Here is a 17,107-nt window from a genome sequence, read left to right as displayed (position 1 = left end):
ATAAAATGGCAACTACGGCTAAAAAAATCCTCGTATTGTATGCACACCCCTCACAAGAACGCTCAGAAATAAACAAACCGCTATTTGAGGCTACCAAGCAACACCCTAATGTCACCGCTGTGGATCTTTACGCTGAATACCCCACCTTCAGAATTAACATAGATAGAGAACAACAAAGACTTATCGAACACGATGTGGTTGTGTTTATGTTTCCACTGTATTGGTATTCAACTCCATCAATTTTAAAAGAGTGGCAAGACTTAGTGTTGGAGTACAACTTTGCTTATGGTGCAAAAGGTAATGCATTAGAGGGGAAAACCTTTTTGTGCGTACTCAGCGCAGGCGGCAGTGAAGCAGCCTATAAACACGATGGTTTTAACCACTTTACCTTAAGAGAACTATTGCGCCCGTTAGAGCAAACAGCCAACCTAACTGGGATGCGTTTTATCGCGCCCTTTGCCCTGTTTTGTGCGCGTAGCGCTTTTGAAGAAAATCGCGTTGATAGCCATGTAAATAGCTGGCTGAAAACCTTAACAGCCTTAAGTGAAGATAGAGTAGATATTGCTTTAGCCCAGTCACTTGAAAAGCTGAACGATCACCTAGAACAAGTCATCAGGGAGCGATAATGACAGCCTATTTTATTCAAGCATTTATCTATTTGTGCGCGGCCGTTATTGCGGTGCCTATCGCCAAACGATTGGGTTTAGGTTCAGTGCTCGGCTATCTCATTGCCGGGGTAGTCATTGGCCCAATCATCGGCTTGGTCGGCACTGAAACCAACACTCTGCAGCATTTTGCTGAGTTTGGGGTGGTAATGATGCTGTTTTTGGTGGGGTTAGAACTAGAACCGAGAATGCTCTGGGATATGCGCAATAAACTCATTGGCTTAGGCGGCCTGCAGGTTGGCGTGTCGACCTTAGTCGTGATGGGCATAGCGATGAGTTTTGATTATGGCTGGACCATAGCACTCACTGTGGGGATGATATTTTCACTTTCCTCTACCGCCATTGTGTTGCAAACCTTTAATGAAAAGAGCCTAACTAAAACAGAAGGCGGTAAAAATGCCTTTTCTGTGTTGCTGTTTCAAGATATCGCTGTGATCCCTATGTTGGCATTTATTCCTTTGCTTGCCCTTCCTGAGCTAGTTGAGAAAGCGCAAGCTGTGGCCCAAAGCGCAGCAGAACATCATGAAGAGATATCCTTAGTTGCCGGCCTACCCGGCTGGGCATACGCCATTGTTGTATTGCTAGCAATAGCCAGTTTGGTTGTGGGCGGTCACTTTCTAAGTCGACCACTATTTCGTTATGTAGCCAGTTCTGGGCTTAGAGAGATCTTTACTGCCACCGCATTAATGCTCGTTATCGGGATCGCCGCGTTAATGAGTCTGGTGGGCTTATCGCCAGCGCTAGGCACATTTTTAGCGGGAGTTGTATTGGCCAACAGTGAGTTTAGACACGAACTTGAATCTAATATCGAGCCTTTTAAAGGTCTGCTATTGGGGCTATTTTTCATCACTGTGGGAGCTGGCATCAACTTTGATGTGCTATTTGCTAATATCGCGCCGGTGTTAGCAATGACGATTGCAGTAATGCTAATCAAAGCAGTCGTTCTGCTCGTGCTGGCATTTATATTTAAAATTAAAGGTAGTGACCGCTGGTTATTTGCTTTGAGCTTAGCCCAAGCTGGTGAATTCGGTTTTGTGCTACTTAGCTACACAGTACAAAACCATGTGATCCCAACGGATCTTGCACAGTTGTTATCACTGGTGGTTGCACTGTCGATGTTCCTCACCCCGGGGCTGTTCATTCTATTCGATAAAGTTATTTTGCCGCGCTATGAGAAAACAGAAAATACCCGTGAGCCCGATGATATTGATGAAAAAGGCACAGTTATCATTGCTGGCGTAGGACGATTTGGTCAGATTGTTAACCGTCTATTAGTCACTAATGGCGTTAAAACTGTGGTACTTGACCATGAGGTACAGCAAGTAGAAAACCTAAGGAAAATTAATACCAAAAGCTATTATGGTGACGCAACACAGCCTGATTTACTCCATACCGCTGGCATAGATAAAGCCAAAATGCTGGTGGTTGCCATTGACGACCCAGAGCGAGCAGTGGGTCTTGTGGAGTATATCAAGCATAGCCACCCTCATGTGATAGTGATGGCACGCGCTTTTGACCGCCGCCACCTGTACCGCTTACGTAATGCTGGTGCAGATTTTATGGTGAGCGAAACTTTCCACTCGGCGCTCAACTTAGGTAAACATGCATTGATACGCTTAGGTGTGCACCCGTTTAAAGCTGAACAACAAAGAGCGACCTTCTATGAAACGGAAGTCACTCATAAAGATACCCTGTATCAAGCGTGGAAACAGGTCACCGAAGACGATAAGTACTTAGTCCATTATCGCGACATGTTTATTCAACTAGAAGAGACCTTAAGTGCAGCTATGAAAAATGAGCGTTATCGTAGCTTTTCTAAGTTAGAGCGTGGTTGGACACCACCGCCGAAAAATGACACGACTGAGTTCTCTCAATCAGAAACACCTGATTAAAATAACCAATAAAAAAGCCCCGGTAATCTTACCGGGGCTTTTAATTTGTGGGTTAAAGCGATTCGCTTTATAAAGGCTTATTAGCCTTTAAACTAAATTCATCTCTTGCACTTTCTCATGTGCAATTTCAGGTGTTGTCACAACTGGCTTAGAATGCAGATCGGCCTTAAGTTGCCCTTTACGATGCTTTAGTGCCGCATCGAGTTTTTTAGCTGCGCTGGTAATTGCTGGGTACATAACTGGATCTGTACCAGACGCGGAAATACTGCTTCCCTCATAATTGGTTCTAATTTCAACCTGGAACTCACCATGCTCTTTAGCAACGATGATATCTAATGCGATCAGGGTTGGAAAATGGCTCTCTATCTTCGAAAACTTCTCTTGGACATGCTGTCTTACAACGTCAGTTAAATCAACGTGGTGACCAGAAAGATTTATTTTCATAGGTTTTCCTTTTTACAATGATTTCACCTAATACACTTGGGTCTTTCGCTTTAAATTACAAGCTTTTATTAAAAATAATTTATGCTGCAATTGTTAAGCCTTGTTAAATTTTATCGCTACAGCCCAGTGTTTATCAGGTAAAACAATTTTTTTTATGTTGATAATTTTAATCAAGCCATTTTGTCGGTGTGATTAAAACATGAGCGAAAACTAGCTGCTATTGTGTACTTTGAAAATTAGCATACGTCAATATGAGCGCTATTGTTCCTCTACTAATTTAGCCAAAGTTGGCCACTTTAGCTTGATTTTCATCACTGTTTGGTTAAATAAATTTAAAATTTATTTGCATGTGATTTTCACATCAACCACTTACACTCACAAACAGCAACAAATAATCTGAGCTTGATCGCAACTCTCGAACGAAACCCAATGCCCTACATCTGCGACCTAACTCTCAAGTCTGGCACATTTACGCTCAAACGCGAATGAAAAGAGTTATCATTTAATAAAATTAATGTAAAATGCCGCCAATATTTTCTTACTCATAAACGAAGTCCTTAGGTGTGCCTCTCAGTGCAAACAATAAAAACTAAGTTACTGCAACGGATTGATCCAAATAGCCTCAATGTTGGCTTACGTGCATTTTCAGCTATTTTTGCTGGTTACCTGTTAGCTGCAACAGCCACAGGATTACTGGCCTTGGTACTGCCTCTGCCACCAGCGGAAAGTACATTAACCGCAACAATGCTGTCGTTTGCAATATATGCATGCTCAGGTATTTGGTCATTTAGCGTGAGCAATCCATGGCGCGCACTCACCGATCCCCTCTGTGTTAGCGGACTTTTTTATCTGCTTATTTTAGCAATAGGTTAAACAATGAAAGATTCATTTTTTCGCAGCATGACGTGGTTGCACACTTGGGTGGGCCTACTTGTATGCTGGGTATTACTGTTGATTTTTTTCGCTGGTACACTTAGCTACTATCGTTACGAAATGACGCTTTGGAGTAAACCTGAGTTACACAAAAACGTCTTTCAACAATATGACAGCAGCAAGATCGCTAGCGAACTTGACAAAGCACAGCGTTATTTAGCAGAACATGCTGCAGATGCTCGTGACTGGCGAGTGTACTTTCCTACCGACCGTAAGCCTTATGTTAGCTACGCTTGGCAAACTCAACCAGAAGAGGGCCAACGCCGCGGTAAGTTTGTTGAGCATGTTGCTCCTATTGATGGCGAACAGCTCATCACCGATGTGCGTGAATCAAAAGGCGGACATTTTTTCTATCGCTTGCATTTCGACCTACACTACCTACCCGCTAAAATTAGCCGCTGGATTGTCGGTTTTTGCACTATGTTCATGCTAGTTGCGCTCATTAGTGGCGTTGTCATCCATAAACGAATTTTTAAAGACTTCTTTAGCTTCAGACGTGGCAAAGGCAGCCGTTCATGGTTAGACGCTCACAATGTTAGTTCAGTGCTTGCGCTGCCTTACCATCTAATGATCACCTATACAGGTCTTGTGACCTTAATGATGATGTATATGCCATGGGGCGTTATGACTGCATTTGATGGCGATACAAAGTCATTTCGTCAACAACTCAATCCAAGTCGAGTACAGGTCAAACCTATTGGCGTTGAAGCCGAGTTGGTTACTCTAAGCACGCTAGTTCCACAAGTTAAACAGCTCTGGACTGACGATCCAATTAAGCAAGTTGTGATAAATAACCCCGGCGATCAAAATAGTAAGATTAACTTCTATCGTGATACTCAAGAAGCGGTTACTGATAGACGTACAGCAATCAGTTTTAACGGCGTAACTGGCGAATTAACGAGTCGCGGTATTGACCCTGACTCAGGAGCACAAAATACCCATGATGTGCTAATCGCTTTGCACACTGGTCGTTTCGCTGAGCATTGGCTACGTGCCCTGTTCTTTATCAGTGGCATTTTAGGCTGTGCGATGATCACAACTGGCACCTTATTATGGGCCGTTAAGATCCGCCAAAAGCAACAAAAGCAGATCAAGAAAGGCGCCAAAGCGAGTTTCGGTTTGCGTTTAGTTGAAGGGCTTAACCTGACTTTTATTAGCGGTTTACCGCTGGCAACTGCTGCATTTTTCTATGCCAACAGATTGTTGCCAACCGATGTTATCAATCGAGCCCAATGGGAAGTTAACTGCTTTTTTATCACGCTCGCTGCGGTCGGTGTTTTAGCCTGTGTTAATCGCAAAAAAGCGGCGTGGCGCTTCACTCTAGCATTAGGTGGTGTTGCCCTGTGCGCTATACCTCTGCTAAATGCAGTTACCTCTAATAGTAACTTAATTGACAATATCGCCTCTCATCAATGGCCGCTGGTAGGCTTTGATCTAATGTGCGTATTATTGGGTGCAGCATTATTTTTTGCTCGCGGGAAACTCAATACTAAACCCGTTGTCAGAGCTACAAAGACTGCATCAACCCGCAGTAATCTAAAGGGGAACGCCCCTGCTTCAACCGCGACTAAAGAGGGAGCATAAGCCGTGATTTTAAGTCTTTTAGGATTTAGCTATCTCGCATTCGGATTATTAGCCTTAGCCATGTTCTCACACTACCGTGACACATTTGCTAAAGCACCAAACCCAACACAAGCCAAAGCACTTTATATTGCAGGCTGGATTGGTATTGCCGGTACTTACTGGGGCTGTGTTGCGACTCAAGGTGCAGCCTATGGCAGCATTTTGTTTTTCGGTCTGCTGTCTTTTGCAGGCTTACTGGTGATTTTAATGCTCAGTTATCGTGCCAAGCTTTTGCCTTACTCAATGGCAATCAGCACATTGTTAAGCTCAGTATTAATGGCGATGAACCAGTACCAGTTCGTTTAACATTTATGAAAATCACAGTATAAGGAAAAGCCTTTTGCATTTTTGCAAAAGGCTTTTTTCGTTTACGGAACCTAATACCAATCAGTATAAGAAGTTGAGCTACTCAGAGCGCTTTTAGCAAACTAATTCAAGGCGAATAATTGCTATAAACACTCGGTTCAGCTTATGTACAGCTTTAACGCATCAAAACACGTTAGCATAAGATATTGATATTTTTGCCAACAAAATCAGAGGCACTATGCTTGTATCTCATGCTAACTCTACACTTAACTGCCAAACTCCAACAGCAAATGCAAAGGTACTAAATCAACCATTAGAGCAAGCAAATACTCAAGTTAAATCAGCCGCTCAAACAACAAGCCTCAGCGCCAATGCAAGTGTTCAGCTACAGCAAGATACTGTCACCCTAAGCGCCACAGCGCTGAGCTTGTCGGCTAATAGCACCTCAACAACAGATACAAACACGCCAAGCACCAAACCTGAGTTACCTCATAATGGCGATAAAGCCACTGCTTATGTCGAGTACAGAAAAGCAAAAATGCAATATCAGATCTACAGCGATATGGCTAACATTGCCACTGGCAGCGGTAATAGTGTTTCTCCAACAACCGCCTATTACCTGAGTAATAATGATCAAGCTCGGGCAGCTACAGTAGATGCAAAATCCCAGCAACAGCAGGTTTCGGCCATGCAAACCTATGCCGAAACAACTCAGGCTATCAATAACAGCTAACCTCTATTAATAGGACTGGCAGTTATCTAAGTTGGCTATCATTATTTTTAATAAAGCTTAAAAGCGCTGTTACAGCACAGGTTTAGCGTTGAATTAATGGCAGTTCCCTAATCACGCTTATTTGATTAATATCAACTCATTGGTATCAGTAAAAGAGTAGCCTGAGTCGCCTAGAGTGACCATTATAAGCTTCATTAACAATAAGAGTTCGCACTATGAGTTTCCATATTAACTTAAGTTGGCGCGCATCAGATGAGCCAGCTAATGAGCCAACACAATTTTGTCGAGACCATCAAATCAGCTATGGCAGTGGTCAACAAGCACAAGGCTCATCAGCACCTGAATATAACGGCTCGGCTGATAAAATTAACCCAGAGGAAAGCCTACTAGCAGCACTTTCTAGCTGCCATATGCTGACATTTTTGACCATTGCTCATTTAAAGCGTTTACCGATTATTTCTTATCAAGATAATGCCTATGCAGAGCTTGGCAAGAATTCGGCAGGCAAAGTCTTCGTCAGTAAAATTGTTTTAAGTCCAAAGATTGAGTTTGCAACAGAGGTCGAACAACAAGTACTAGACAAGATCCATGATAAGTCTCATAGCAACTGTTTTATCGCTAACAGCTTAAGCCCTGAGACCGTATTTGAAATTAATACCAATAAGTAACTGTTCAGATACAAAAAAGCTAGGTATACCAATTGGTGTACCTAGCTTTTTATTAACAGAATTGGTTAACCACTAGCCATCATTCTCGACAAAATCATCGGTAAAGTCAGTTTCCCAATACTTATAGCCTTGAACCGTAGCTTGAGCCGCAGCCCCCATCAAGTTAACTTGATACGTCTTCACACCAGAGACATCAACCGACTGGTTTGCCGAGGCCTGCTCACCGCTGCCTTCATATTCTGCACTGGCTTCAGCCTGAGCTTGGCCTTCGTAACCGGACTCTTTAAAGCGTGTTAGTGCCGAACGCTCAGTAAAGGCTTGCACGAATGCCATCTGCTTCCAACCAATTCCCGCACCCACACCACCAGTTGCAAAACGATAATATGAACGTTTACTCCCTTCATGTAGCACACAGATCCCACCACCTGTCGATAAGGCAAACAGGTAACTATTGCTACCGGTACACACCACGTAACCTACAGAGTTAGCCACCGCAGTTTTAGCCGCTGGATGCTCACTGTAGATCTCCTGCAATGCAGTCTGCGTCTCTTCTCTGGCGTGCATTTTCTTGGCTTCAGGCGTACTGCCTGTGGCGCAGCCTGCAAGTAAAACCGGCAACGCAATTAGGCCAAGTTTGAGGTTTTTAAGTTGAAACATGAAGTCACCCTTTTAAATGGATAGTTAGCAACGAGTACACTCGTAAATACTAATTTGAGCTATTTAACGTATAGCACAATAATTAAACTATTGAATATCAGGTATAATACCAATTCGTATAAGAAGTTGATCTACTCAGAGCGACCAAATCTTTATACTAATTGGTATAACATCCAAAACCTTAATGATTACTGGATAACATTAAAACTGTGCCGCTGTTAACTCGATTGCGTGCATCAGCCCACAAAAAAATTAAAGGCTATTGCGCTTTTTCAAGAACTTCCAATCACGAGTCTCTAAGAAAAAAGAGGCAAAAATCATATAAACTCCAACCAAAAACAACTGTAAGATCCGCAAGTAAAAATTAACCGCAACATCTTTATCAGTAGATGATGCCGTTGAACCGACCACCACAAGTAGCGCAGATAAGATCCCCGCATAAAGCGGCGCTTTTTCTGGGTTGGCATAAATTTTTTGTCCAAACAGCAGCGCAGCTAGCATCGACATACCAATGTAAAAAGGCAGTTCAGGTACGATAGTCATTAAGTTATAGAACACTATTGCCAGCGCCCCGCCAATACCATTGGTAATGAGTAAAAATAGGCTTACTTTAATGCTTTTGGCTCCGGCAGCTTGCAGCGACAATATGGCAATAAAGATCATTGTTAATAGTGCGCCAGATATTTCTAGAAAATAAAAGAAGCAGATAACTGGAAAGGCAATTATCAAGGCTCTAAATGCTTCATGGGTGCGCTCGTCATGACTCTGTACAGCCGGAGTTAATTGCTCTTTGTTTGGTGATAAATCGGGTAATAACGCATGTAGTAGCGCAAAAATAGCCACGGCAACCACCCCAGAAAAACTCAAACCAACCCCAACTAAAATGGCCGCCCCCGGTTGTAATAAGCTCAAATAAGGCAACAGTAGTGTGGCGACAATAAAGATAGTGGCAAAGAAATTCCAGCGCGGATCACTAAACAGGTAATAGCCCCAAAGCATCATCATCGCAAGTAGCGGCAACAACACCATAGGGTAATGAGTAGGCCCAAAGCTCACTAACCAAGCTAAGCCAATGGTACATATCATTGAGATGAGCAATTCATAAACTGTTTGCAACGTTGGCTCTTGTCTATCAACCAAAAACTTAGCGACAAAAACCGGCACAATAAAGGCAAGCGGCCAAGCAAAAATGGCAGAAATAGCAACGGCAAGGCCAATACCTAAAGTAAAGCGTAACACCCGCCTTGTGAAGATGGCGTCAGCCGACGCCACAACTGAGCGCTCTATGCTGCTATCACTATCTGACATAAGAGAACCAACTCACTAAGCGGATCCAGAACTTGCCAAATAGATTAATAATACTGCTATCGCTGGTATAAACGATAACGTCAGCTTGACCACCGACTCGCCTTAGTCCTACCGCTTCGTCTGCTGGTAATACTATGGTTACCGGAAAACGCTGTGATTGACGTAACCAACCCGTTTGACCAGAGACCTGAGCCAACTTACCTGTCTGCTCGCTTTGCCCCCAATCAATACCATAATCGATGCTACCCACTTTGGCTTTAAATACCTGCCCTGGCGCGTAATCAAGGGCAAACTCAACCTCATCTCCCGGACGCATATTACCTAGGCTGTTTTCACGAAAGTAAGCTTCGATCCATACATCTTCCGATGAAATGAACGTCATCACAGGTTGGCCAGCACTGGCATAAATACCCTCTTTTAACCTGAAGTTAGAGGCCACACCGTCAGTTGGTGCCGTAATTGAAGTGCGTGCAAAATCAAGCTGAGCTTTTTCAAGGCTCAACAACGCTGATTTAACATTGGTATTATTCTCACCTTCTGCACCTAAGCGCTCTTCAGCCTTAGCTAAGTCAGCTTTAGCGCTTGCCACCCCAGCTTCCGCCTTGGTGAGTTCTGCACGAGCGTTATCGGCATCGGCTTGTGACATCACCGCACGATCAACCATTTGGAAAATTCGCTTAGATTGAACTTGAGCATTTTTAAGATTCGCTTCGGCATTCACCACTTTCGCTTGGGCGGCTGCCACATTAGCAGTTTGCGCGCCAACATTTTGCCCCGCCTTTTTTAAAGATTGCTCCGCTTGATGCAGTGCAATTTCATAATCTTTAGGATTGATTTTAGCAAGCACATCACCTTGTTTAATCAAAACGTTAGGCTCCACTAAAATATCGATGATCTCACCAGATACCTGTGGACTAATCGGTACGACAAAACCGCGAATTCGGCCTAAATCGGTGGAAGGAATAAAACGGTCGGCGATGAGATGAAACACAAATAAACAACTGACAACCACTAAAATAATATTGGTTGCTTTACGAATTTTATTATTTTTACTCGGGCTTTGTTGCGGTGTACTCTCGCTCGCTTCATCATTAGCGATAACAGCTTTTTCTTCAGTCATACTCATCCCTTTAGTAACCGGTAGCACAGCCAGAAAATAGTGGCAAAAATCTAAGCTACTGCCCCTTACTCAATAACGGCTCACATTTATTTAGCTAGGCTATTTTTTTAATCAGTTTAGTACCTTGCACAGATAATGTTCAATCTTTTTTATCATATTAATTTTACACAAGATACTTGCTTGCAACACTGCCTAGATTTAACCCAGAGAAATAAAAAAGGCGTTATTAACTTTAAGTTAATAACGCCTTTTTATATTAAATTTAGCTAAAGTGAATTGTTCACTTTAGCTATCTTTTTAAGGGTAGTTAGAATGCTTTATGTGCGTCCTCAGCCATACCTTTTGTTGGCATCGGCTTTGGCACTAACTTTGGTGCAGGTTGCTGTTTAAGCGCCTGTTTAAGATAACTCACCGCTTTATCTAACTGTGCGTCAGTACCAGTAAAGGTTGCGTAAGGTAAGTTGTCGACCTCAATGTCAGGGCTAACACCACGACCTTCAATAATCCAGCTTCCATCCATCGCATATTGTGGATACTCAGCTACACGTGCCATACCTTTATCCGTTAATGAGTTACGGCCAGATAACCATACTCCTGCACCAGCCGTTTGCTTACCAATTAATGGGGCAATACCTAAGGTTTTTACCCCAGCCGAGAAGGTTTCACCATCTGAATAAGTTAACTGATCGGTTAATACCACTAATTGACCATTAAAGGTTTGCTGCATGTTACCTGATGGTGTGCCATGAGTTGGCGCCCAAAATGCCCAAGTTCGGCGCAGTAGCTTTTCGATGATCCAGCTATCAATATTACCACCGCGATTACGACGCACATCGATAATCAAACCGTCTTTATTAATGTTGGCGTAAAACTCACGGGCAAAACTTGCTATATCACCGCTACCCATCGCGTATAAGTGTAAATAACCAAATTGACCATTACTGTTTTTAGCCACTTGAGCACTATTATGCTGAACCCAGTCGGTATATCTGAGCTTTGCGTCTTTGGCAGGGCTAACCGGCTCAACTATAGTTTGGTGGGTTTTACTACCGCGCTTTAAGGTTAACAATACTTGCTTACCCTCTTGATTACGCAATAGCTTAGTCACGTCTGCAATATTGCCCAACGGTTTGGCATTTATTGCCACAATAATATCACCGACTTTGGCGTTAACCCCCATTTGCGCCAGTGGTGCTGCTTGAGCAGGTAACTCTGGATCGCCTTGAAAAATATGCTCAATCACCACACCAGCCTTAGTTTGCTCTAAACGAGCACCAAGACTCGCTGACTTAGCTTTGGCGGCATCTTTTGGCGCGTCACCTCCGCGTACCTGAGAATGCAGTGAGTCTAGCTCACCCATCATCTGTTTAAAGAGATCATTAAGCTCATGACGATCGGTTAATCTATCAACTAAAGGCTGATATTTTGCTTTAGTCGCTTGCCAGTCTATACCGCGCATGCTTTTGTCATAAAAAGAGTCACGGTGCATAAGCCATGCATCTTCAAACATTTGCTGCCACTCGGCCGCTGGGTCTATCGCTAATTGCCATAAATTGGTTTGAACATTGGCATTAGTCAGCTCTGTTGGCAATTTATCACCCGCATCAACGATAAGCATTTCACTGCCTTGCTTAGACTGTTTACGGATAAATAACTTGCTTGAGTCTTGAGATAATTGATATTCACCAACATCTTTAGCAAAAGTGTCAACTTTAGCTGCTAGCGGATCAAACTTAACCACTTTTAAGCTCGACTTGCCGCTGGTTGTGGTATCAAGCAGATAAAACTTATCATCAGCCATTTGCAGTGAGCTATAGTTACCTGCGGCCACTGGCACTTGCCATAAACGAGCTGCTAAGCCATCCCATTCCACTTCAGTCTCAACTTCATCGTCATCCGCTTTTTTAGGAGCAGACAATAGCTCATTTGGTTTTTGAAACGCGAAACGGGCATCTTCATTCAGTGCAATGGCAAATACCTGAGTACGCTTGTCAAACATTGGCCCTAAATTGCGATCCCCCCAAGGTGATGTCGGTGTCGCAACGAATTGACGATTTGATAAGAAGTATAGCCAGTCACCATCAGCGCTAAAGCTTGGCGAGAATGACTCATATTTGTCACTGGTTAATGACTCAGCACGTTTGTCATCTAGTGAGTACAACACGATTTGGGTGCGTGCTTGTCCCATTTCCGCTTTGGTTAATGCGATAAAGCGGCTATCACCAGACCAGACGATATCAGCATATGGCCCAAGCCCTTCACCTTGAGTGATAATTTTTTTATTGCTACCTTTTTTCAGATCCAACAGCCATACATTGCCGTCATAATCATCATGGGCAAGGTAACGGCCATCCGGTGACAAATGCAGATCCAGTCTTAAGGTTTTGCCGTCTTTAGTCAGCTGTTTTGCATTATCGCTACCATCAGCTGCAAAACGCCAGATCTCTTGCTCACCACTAGCATCGCTAATGCCATACACCCAAGCACCATCTTGGCTCATAATGGCATTACGTACACGGTTATGACCAGGTAAAGCAATTTCAACAAGACGTTGGCCATCAGTGGCTGCTATAGCAACATGACTACGGGCAGTAATCACCACTTTGTCAGCTTTTGGCGATAAATTAGTGGCAGTGGCGTATTTCATCGGCTCTTGTACCCAATGCTCACGCTTTTGAGCAAAGTCCGACACTAAGTCAATTTCCAGTGTTTGCTCTTTAGCGGATGCAATATCAAACAGCTTAATATCGGCGCCCTGCTGAAACACTATGCGCCCTTGATTTAAGCGTGCATTTCGAACTTGCCACTCTTTATACTCGGTATGCTGCTTTATATCGCTACCATCGGTTGCCATCGACCAGATGTTGTCATTACCATCGCTATCACTCACAAAGTACAAGCGATCGCCCCACAACATAGGCTGTCTTACAGAGCCTTGATGTTCTGCGGTTAACAGCGTTGCCTCTTGTTTGCTACCAAGTTTAAATTTCCACAATTCACCTTTGGCACCACCACGATACACCTTGGCATTATCACCTGTTGTTTGCAGGCCAAAACGAGTGAAATAAACATATTCACCTTTATCATCAATCGCCCCTTCAATGGCATCGGCTAAAGGCAAGTCTTCTGTGAGCAAGGTTTGTGGATCAACGGTTCTGAGTACCCAATAGTTTGCTGGACCAAACGCATTATCAGTGGCGTATAGCACTTTGCCATCAGCAGTCCACCCCTGCACTCGCACACGGCTGTTTTCAAAACTAACACGCTTAGCCTGCCCGCCAGTAATCGGGATAACATAAACCTCTGATGATCCTTCATAATTAGCAACGTAAGCGACAAACTGACCATCTTTTGAAATGGTTGCGCCAAGCTCTTCTGCCGGCAAGCTGGTTAAACGGCGAGCTTGAGTGTCTGATAGTGCTTGCGTCCAAAGATCCCCTTCAGCAGTAAACACTAAAGTCTGCTCGTTTAGCGCTGGCGCACGAAAATAGCCAGGCTTTAAAGTTGATTCAGAAGCGTGAGTTGAGGAAAGAGTCAAAGTTCCGAGGGCAAGCATACAGCATGCAAGTGAATGGCGAATTTTCATCTAGCTAGCAATCCTATTGTTATTATTCAGTTAATGCCTTAATCCGGGCAAAATCTTTCAGGCCAACAAGGTAGCAAACTTTTGATAAAGCATCAGCAAATTATTCACCATTAAGTATTAGCAAATATGTAATACCTACTTCTGCGTTGAATAACTTCACAAGGGAACAAGCATTCTTTATGTTATTCGCCTTGCATTAGTTTGCCAAAAACGCTCTGAGTAGCTCAACTTCTTATACTTATTGGGATAAATCCTTGCTCAAAAGAGCGTTAATGTTCAAATATGCAACTAAGCTAAATAAAGTGAATACCACAAGTTGCTCTGCAATTAAGCATACTGCAGTGCCTATAGATTCCTTCGATAACATTAACCTTACGAGGTTTACATGACAGCTGATTATATTCGCCCCTCAATCAAGGATGACCCTAAGGTACGCAACGCGCTAAACAGTATGCCAACAGACTGTGCGGATAGTTTTACAGAGCCGCAATTGCATGCCATTCGAGTCGCGTTAATTCAAAACCGCTGGCAAAAACACTTTGTCGATAATCGGGGAACCTTCTTTATCCCCTTTGTGGGTTGGCGCTTTTATTATGTATTACTGGTAGGCCGTAACAGACGAGCGCTAAGTCGTCAGGAAAAGAAATTAACACTCACCGCTTTTATTTTGTGTGTATTGAGCTTTTTAATAATCTCGTTACTACTTGGATTGTTATTGCTCTACTTACTTAAATCGGCATTGGGCATTGATCTATTCAAAGACACTTCACTAGGTATTTGGGATTGGTGGCAATCATTGTAGGTGGCGAGTAACAGCCTGCATTGGCAGGCTGTTACTCTTATACTGCTTGGTATTTGTGACGAGTATTAGTTATTTGACATTAGCGCTTTTTGTAATGCCTCGAAACGTGCGTGTTCAGGGCTTTGCTCATCGTTAACCTCAGGCCACTGCAAAGCAATTTGCTGCAATTGTATTTGGGCTTGCTGGATCTCTTTGTCCGCCAGCAACTGCTCTACTCTGTCTAGTTGCTCAGCTAAGCTCAATACACTAGCCTGCTTGCTCCTCTGGGCATTCGAAGCAGCAGGTGCGTTATTTGGTAACGCTCGCATCATTTGTGGCTGAGCATCCTCAACCTCTGGTGCAGACATCAGCATCGGCTCGCTTGGCTCGATACCGTCACCAGTGTTCGTTGAAGGGTTAATAACAAATAGCGTGACCACCAACATCACTGAAGCTGCCGAAGATAAAGGCAAACGATATCGCCGCCAGAAAGACTGACTTTGAGTGTTAACTTTAAGCTGACTTTGTGCCTCAACTTGCGCACGAGCTTGCGCTAAAATACGCTTGTCTATAGCCGTTGAAGGAACCTCGGTTGCTCCTTGTTGATATAAAGACGTAATTTCAGCTTCGATAGCTTCATGCTCTTTATCAGTCATGATTAGCTCCTTGCCACTTTAATTCAACACAGTCTTTTAAGCCCTTATAGGCATAACGGATCCGGCTTTTGGTCGCTTCTAACGTAGCCCCGGCAATATCTGCAATTATCGCTGCAGTAAAGCCCATTTCAACATTCAGTAAAAAAGCTTCTTTCTGTACCTGAGGTAAATCAGCAACGCAGCCCTTAAGCAGAGTGGCTTTTTGATTATCCATTAGCTGTGATTCAAGATTGTCATCTTGGTTAGCCAATTGTGCTTGGTGATCTTGTTCTGGCTCAAACACTTCCGTGAAGCTATTAACAGGCTTCACCGCTCTTAAATGATCAATAATTAAGTTATGGGCAATGCGATAAAGCCAAGTGGTAAACTTGGCGCTAGTCTCATAACTACTTGCCGCTTTTATCACTCGGCTCCAAGTGTCTTGATAGAGATCTTCAGCGAGCTGCTGATCATTGAGTTGTCTGACAAAGTAACGATATAGTGGCCCTTTATGCTTGAGATAAAGTACCTCAAAGGCGCGAGCATTACCTGCTGCATACTGCAACATCAAGGCTTGATCTGTATCGACTTGGGGATCGGCTGCTACCGAGGATAAAGGTGACGCCACAGAATCTTGTTTCACTATGTATACCTATCGTGCTCAGATGGATAATAGTCTGCATCGAGACTATAGATTTGTCTAGCATCGATAAGCTGAAGCGCTACTTGTGCCCCCAAGGAAAAGGCAAAAAAAATACCGCTAAGAATTAACTTAACGGTATTTCATCACTAACAGGCGAATATAGAATCGACCGGCTAACTTAAGCTAGTTTTGCTTGAAGTGCTGCGTCTTTAGCTTGAACAGCTTCAGCTGACTTAGCGCGCTCTTCTTTTACAGCTACAGCTAGTGCATCATCACCAACAGCTAGCATTTGCGCAGCTAGGTAACCTGCGTTTTTAGCACCAGCACTACCAATAGCAACTGTCGCTACCGGCACGCCACCAGGCATCATAACTGTTGATAGAAGTGCATCGTGGCCTTGTAATGGACCACAATCAACTGGTACACCAATTACAGGGCGAGTAGTGATACCAGCAACTGCGCCAGCTAGGTGAGCAGCAAGACCAGCGGCACAAATAAAGACTTTACAACCACGCGCTTCTGCATCAGTCACGTAAGCGTGAGTAGCAGCAGGCGTACGGTGCGCTGAAGTTACTTTAGCTTCAAATTCGATTTCGAACGTTTTAAGTACATCGAGGGTGGCTTGCATTGTAGGCAGATCTGAATCAGATCCCATTAATACTGCAACAAATGGTTTGCTCATTTTAAGTAAGTCCTTGAGTAGGGCGGTACATTATTATATTTGAGCGCATTATAAAGATATTTAGCGCATTTAGTAAACAGACTTCCCCCAAGCCTGCGCGGCAATTATCCCTAAGCTTTAACATAACTGCAAATAACTTATTCATACATATGTATAACAAATCGGCAAAATAGTGGATTAGCAGTTTTGCAAGCTATTTGGTTAATGATTATTGTTTGAATAACACCTTTTTCAGCAGTAAATAATGTCTGGGTATCATAAAAAAGTAACCTTATTCCTGTAAGGTTTTGAGAAGTAAACAACTTAGCAGATAAGCAACTTTGTAAGATTGGTTTTTTTTTCTTATTATGTGAGTACAGCAGTCATACAATGTTAGGCTGCTAAGCTTATGATTTAGCAAAGCGGCCTTGTTTCTCGGTGAGTTTACGAAT

At 43.3% G+C, this 17,107-nt stretch carries 16 protein-coding genes; 8 read left to right on the top strand and 8 right to left on the bottom strand.

The window, feature by feature from the left end; genetic code table 11:
* Nucleotides 1-5: 5 nt before the first annotated feature.
* Nucleotides 6-626, top strand: coding sequence for an NAD(P)H-dependent oxidoreductase (locus L884_RS0116700; RefSeq protein WP_028768567.1), 621 nt, complete (start codon nucleotides 6-8; stop codon nucleotides 624-626).
* Nucleotides 626-2,557 carry a monovalent cation:proton antiporter-2 (CPA2) family protein gene (locus tag L884_RS0116695; RefSeq protein WP_028768566.1) on the top strand — a complete coding sequence of 644 codons (1,932 nt, stop codon included), beginning with the start codon at nucleotides 626-628 and terminating at the stop codon, nucleotides 2,555-2,557. Before L884_RS0116700 ends, L884_RS0116695 begins: the two co-directional genes overlap by 1 nt.
* Before the next feature lie 87 nt (nucleotides 2,558-2,644).
* Here the strand turns inward: L884_RS0116695 and hpf are convergent, their stop codons facing one another.
* A complete protein-coding gene (gene hpf / locus L884_RS0116690; RefSeq protein ID WP_028768565.1) occupies nucleotides 2,645-3,001 on the bottom strand; it encodes a ribosome hibernation-promoting factor, HPF/YfiA family in 357 nt (118 codons plus the stop codon).
* A 573-nt stretch (nucleotides 3,002-3,574) separates the two neighbouring features.
* Here hpf and L884_RS0116685 point away from each other — a divergent pair.
* From L884_RS0116685 to L884_RS0116665, 5 genes are all read left to right on the top strand, one after another.
* Nucleotides 3,575-3,874 carry a hypothetical protein gene (locus L884_RS0116685; protein ID WP_051435664.1) on the top strand — a complete coding sequence of 100 codons (300 nt, stop codon included), beginning with the start codon at nucleotides 3,575-3,577 and terminating at the stop codon, nucleotides 3,872-3,874.
* A gap of 3 nt (nucleotides 3,875-3,877) precedes the next feature.
* A complete protein-coding gene (locus tag L884_RS0116680) occupies nucleotides 3,878-5,518 on the top strand; it encodes a PepSY-associated TM helix domain-containing protein (protein WP_028768563.1) in 1,641 nt (546 codons plus the stop codon).
* Between the two features lie 3 nt (nucleotides 5,519-5,521).
* Nucleotides 5,522-5,863 (top strand): DUF3325 domain-containing protein, encoded by a 342-nt coding sequence (locus tag L884_RS0116675; protein ID WP_028768562.1) that lies wholly within the window; start codon nucleotides 5,522-5,524, stop codon nucleotides 5,861-5,863.
* 238 nt (nucleotides 5,864-6,101) lie between these two features.
* Nucleotides 6,102-6,596, top strand: a complete 495-nt coding sequence (locus L884_RS22270) for a hypothetical protein (protein WP_037411111.1) — start codon at nucleotides 6,102-6,104, stop codon at nucleotides 6,594-6,596.
* A 215-nt stretch (nucleotides 6,597-6,811) separates the two neighbouring features.
* Complete coding sequence (locus L884_RS0116665) at nucleotides 6,812-7,264, top strand: OsmC family protein (RefSeq protein WP_028768561.1); 453 nt, start codon at nucleotides 6,812-6,814, stop codon at nucleotides 7,262-7,264.
* A gap of 72 nt (nucleotides 7,265-7,336) precedes the next feature.
* On the opposite strand, the gene L884_RS0116660 is transcribed toward L884_RS0116665, so the two are convergent.
* The 4 genes from L884_RS0116660 to L884_RS0116645 form a co-directional block, all read right to left on the bottom strand.
* Complete coding sequence (locus tag L884_RS0116660) at nucleotides 7,337-7,921, bottom strand: lipid-binding SYLF domain-containing protein (RefSeq protein ID WP_028768560.1); 585 nt, start codon at nucleotides 7,919-7,921, stop codon at nucleotides 7,337-7,339.
* Nucleotides 7,922-8,173: 252 nt separating this feature from the next.
* Entirely contained in the window at nucleotides 8,174-9,229 is a 1,056-nt protein-coding gene (locus L884_RS0116655; protein WP_084221457.1) for a DUF2955 domain-containing protein, read from the bottom strand.
* Nucleotides 9,219-10,349 carry an HlyD family secretion protein gene (locus tag L884_RS0116650; RefSeq protein ID WP_028768558.1) on the bottom strand — a complete coding sequence of 377 codons (1,131 nt, stop codon included), beginning with the start codon at nucleotides 10,347-10,349 and terminating at the stop codon, nucleotides 9,219-9,221. The genes L884_RS0116655 and L884_RS0116650 overlap by 11 nt, the downstream gene beginning before the upstream one ends.
* A 307-nt stretch (nucleotides 10,350-10,656) precedes the next feature.
* Complete coding sequence (locus tag L884_RS0116645) at nucleotides 10,657-13,935, bottom strand: S41 family peptidase (protein ID WP_028768557.1); 3,279 nt, start codon at nucleotides 13,933-13,935, stop codon at nucleotides 10,657-10,659.
* A 385-nt stretch (nucleotides 13,936-14,320) separates the two neighbouring features.
* Between L884_RS0116645 and L884_RS0116640 the strand changes: the two genes are divergently transcribed.
* Nucleotides 14,321-14,737: a hypothetical protein gene (locus tag L884_RS0116640; RefSeq protein ID WP_051435663.1), complete on the top strand. Its 417-nt coding sequence runs from the start codon at nucleotides 14,321-14,323 to the stop codon at nucleotides 14,735-14,737.
* A gap of 65 nt (nucleotides 14,738-14,802) precedes the next feature.
* On the opposite strand, the gene L884_RS0116635 is transcribed toward L884_RS0116640, so the two are convergent.
* From L884_RS0116635 to purE, 3 genes are all read right to left on the bottom strand, one after another.
* Nucleotides 14,803-15,372, bottom strand: a complete 570-nt coding sequence (locus L884_RS0116635) for a hypothetical protein (RefSeq protein ID WP_028768555.1) — start codon at nucleotides 15,370-15,372, stop codon at nucleotides 14,803-14,805.
* Nucleotides 15,365-15,919: a sigma-70 family RNA polymerase sigma factor gene (locus L884_RS0116630; RefSeq protein WP_051435679.1), complete on the bottom strand. Its 555-nt coding sequence runs from the start codon at nucleotides 15,917-15,919 to the stop codon at nucleotides 15,365-15,367. Before L884_RS0116630 ends, L884_RS0116635 begins: the two co-directional genes overlap by 8 nt.
* 253 nt (nucleotides 15,920-16,172) lie before the next feature.
* Nucleotides 16,173-16,676: a 5-(carboxyamino)imidazole ribonucleotide mutase gene (purE, locus tag L884_RS0116625; RefSeq protein ID WP_028768553.1), complete on the bottom strand. Its 504-nt coding sequence runs from the start codon at nucleotides 16,674-16,676 to the stop codon at nucleotides 16,173-16,175.
* Between the last annotated feature and the right edge of the window lie 431 nt (nucleotides 16,677-17,107).

Origin of the sequence: Shewanella fidelis ATCC BAA-318, assembly GCF_000518605.1 — a bacterium.
In the GTDB taxonomy this organism is placed as follows: Bacteria; Pseudomonadota; Gammaproteobacteria; order Enterobacterales; family Shewanellaceae; genus Shewanella; species Shewanella fidelis.
Note: the sequence above shows the minus strand (reverse complement) of the source record. Positions and strands in the feature narration are given on the sequence as shown.

Excerpts from the sequence above, each read along its gene's own strand:
- L884_RS0116700 (WP_028768567.1), top strand. The coding sequence starts at position 6 with ATGGCAACTACGGCTAAAAAAATCCTCGTATTGTATGCACACCCCTCA.
- L884_RS0116695 (WP_028768566.1), top strand. The coding sequence starts at position 626 with ATGACAGCCTATTTTATTCAAGCATTTATCTATTTGTGCGCGGCCGTT.
- hpf (WP_028768565.1), bottom strand. The coding sequence starts at position 3,001 with ATGAAAATAAATCTTTCTGGTCACCACGTTGATTTAACTGACGTTGTA.
- L884_RS0116680 (WP_028768563.1), top strand. The coding sequence starts at position 3,878 with ATGAAAGATTCATTTTTTCGCAGCATGACGTGGTTGCACACTTGGGTG.
- L884_RS22270 (WP_037411111.1), top strand. The coding sequence starts at position 6,102 with ATGCTTGTATCTCATGCTAACTCTACACTTAACTGCCAAACTCCAACA.
- L884_RS0116665 (WP_028768561.1), top strand. The coding sequence starts at position 6,812 with ATGAGTTTCCATATTAACTTAAGTTGGCGCGCATCAGATGAGCCAGCT.
- L884_RS0116660 (WP_028768560.1), bottom strand. The coding sequence starts at position 7,921 with ATGTTTCAACTTAAAAACCTCAAACTTGGCCTAATTGCGTTGCCGGTT.
- L884_RS0116655 (WP_084221457.1), bottom strand. The coding sequence starts at position 9,229 with ATGTCAGATAGTGATAGCAGCATAGAGCGCTCAGTTGTGGCGTCGGCT.
- L884_RS0116650 (WP_028768558.1), bottom strand. The coding sequence starts at position 10,349 with ATGACTGAAGAAAAAGCTGTTATCGCTAATGATGAAGCGAGCGAGAGT.
- L884_RS0116645 (WP_028768557.1), bottom strand. The coding sequence starts at position 13,935 with ATGAAAATTCGCCATTCACTTGCATGCTGTATGCTTGCCCTCGGAACT.
- L884_RS0116640 (WP_051435663.1), top strand. The coding sequence starts at position 14,321 with ATGACAGCTGATTATATTCGCCCCTCAATCAAGGATGACCCTAAGGTA.
- L884_RS0116635 (WP_028768555.1), bottom strand. The coding sequence starts at position 15,372 with ATGACTGATAAAGAGCATGAAGCTATCGAAGCTGAAATTACGTCTTTA.
- L884_RS0116630 (WP_051435679.1), bottom strand. The coding sequence starts at position 15,919 with ATGTTGCAGTATGCAGCAGGTAATGCTCGCGCCTTTGAGGTACTTTAT.
- purE (WP_028768553.1), bottom strand. The coding sequence starts at position 16,676 with ATGAGCAAACCATTTGTTGCAGTATTAATGGGATCTGATTCAGATCTG.